The 1,983-nt window shown below is 56.8% G+C and carries 1 protein-coding gene; it reads left to right on the top strand.

Annotated elements, in window-relative coordinates; translation table 11 throughout:
- On the top strand, window positions 1-1,983 hold a 1,983-nt coding region (locus ACO0LH_RS28375; RefSeq protein ID WP_422944506.1), incomplete at both ends, for a condensation domain-containing protein.

Below are 1,983 nucleotides of genomic sequence, written 5' to 3'. Positions count from 1 at the left end.
AGCCCGAACGCGACCTCAACCAGTCCCCCCTGTTCCAGGTCCTCTTCGCCCTGCAAAATGCCCCTGCCGAAGACATCGCCTTAGACCAGCTCCAGATGCAGCCCCTCATTGCTGAAGAACACGAAGGTGTCGCCCGTTACGACCTCACCTTCAATCTCAGCGAAACCCCGGCTGGCCTCATTGGGGCACTCGAATACAACACCGACCTGTTCACCCAGGACAGTATCGACAATCTCCTCAACCAATACCAGATGCTGCTGAGCCAGATCGTTGAACAGCCAGAGTTGTGCATCGATGATTACCAGTTGGTCACTGAACGGGACAGGCAGATTTACCTGGCGCAGGCAGTGCAGGTAGCGCAGACAGTACACACAGCACACACAGCACACACAGCACACACAGCACAAGACAACCAGCCTGCCACAGACCTTCTGCATCAGGTCAGCACCACAGTGCAAGAGCAGTCACTGGCACTGGCCGGACAACTGCGCAAAGAAGGGTGCACCGCGAGTGATTGCATTGGCATTGTTGCCGATGAGGGGGATAGTGGCAGTGTGCATGATGCGCACTTACTGGTTGCCTTTCTGGCGGTTCGGCAGTTGGGGGCGTGCGCGTACATCATCAACTCCGCCACGAATCCTCTGCGTCGTCAGGCGTTGTTGGATGCTGCTGGGGTAGTACGTGTATTGGAGACTGTGGACACCAGTACAGCGAGCACAATCGTTGAGAGCAGTGGGGAAACAGTATCAAACAGTATCGCCACCCACAATGGCCTTGCCTTACGCTTTCATATTCAACATGCATGCGGTCAATTGCTGCTGGCCGAACTTGATCAGGGCGGCTTGTTGCAGGCGATGTTGCGCCTGATGGGGCAGGGCACCACAGAACAAGCTCTGCTGTCCGCGCTGCAAGGGTGGGCACGCCCTCTGTCGGCAGAACAACTACCAGCTCTTTTCCCGCTTGTTGTCCTTGAGGGCAGGCAAGCCGTTCCCGTTGGCAGTGCTGGTGAACTTTGCCTGGGCGGTGTCAGCCTGTGTGCTGTACACGCGAATACCGTGAGAGCAGCAGGGGGGCATGCAGACGCTCCCTCGTATACCTGGATGGGTGATTTCAGGCTGGCAGACCTCACTGTTGCGCATCCTTTCTGCCCAAGGCAGTCCTTGCTCAGGACAGGTCACCGCGTCGTTCTGCATCACGATGGCAGTTGCCATGCTGCGCCTTTGCCAGCCCAGGTAAGCGCCAGTCGCCGCAAGCAGTTAGCCTGGCAAAGCGAAGTGTTGTTACACAGTGTCGCTCCGGCCCAGATACCCGCTCTCGTATTACAGCAAGGGCAGTGGACTGTTTTCACGCAAGGCAATGCCGGCATTGCTGAATCCACACTGTCTGACTTGTTGATATGCTTGAAGCAGGCTTCCCAGCGCCACTGGTTGCCAGCCAGTTTGCAGGTTTGGGATGCACTGCCACTGTTTGAACAGGGCACGGTCAACCGTGAGTTGCTGCAAAAAAGCAGCGATGGCAATGATGATCTGTTTATCCCTCCTCAGGGGGCGACTGAAGAATTGCTGGCCTCCATCTGGTCTGCATTGTTGTCTGGCCAGGGCACAGAAAAACGCATAGACCATCGCGATAATTTTTTTCTCATTGGCGGTTATTCTCTCATCGCCGCCCAGCTTGTTGCCCGCATTCGTGATATGTTCCAGGTCGAGCTGCCAATGCGTGAAGTCTTCGACCACCAGACACTGAAATCCCAAGCCCTGCTGATTGAACAAGCCCAGCTGCAAGGTTCCGCCCTGCCAGCGCTGGAAGTGGTAGACCGCTCACTGCCCTTACCCCTATCCTTCTCGCAACAACGCCTGTGGTTCCTGAGCCGCATGATGCCCCCGAACGCCGTCTACAACATCCCGTTCGCGTTGCGGCTACGCGGTCAAGTCGACGAAAGCGCCCTGGTCCACAGCCTCAACGCCATCATCTCCCGCCACGAAG

This window comes from Undibacterium sp. TJN19, assembly GCF_049339485.1.
Classification (GTDB): domain Bacteria; phylum Pseudomonadota; class Gammaproteobacteria; order Burkholderiales; family Burkholderiaceae_D; genus Undibacterium.
This window is presented reverse-complemented; position numbering and strand designations above follow the sequence as displayed.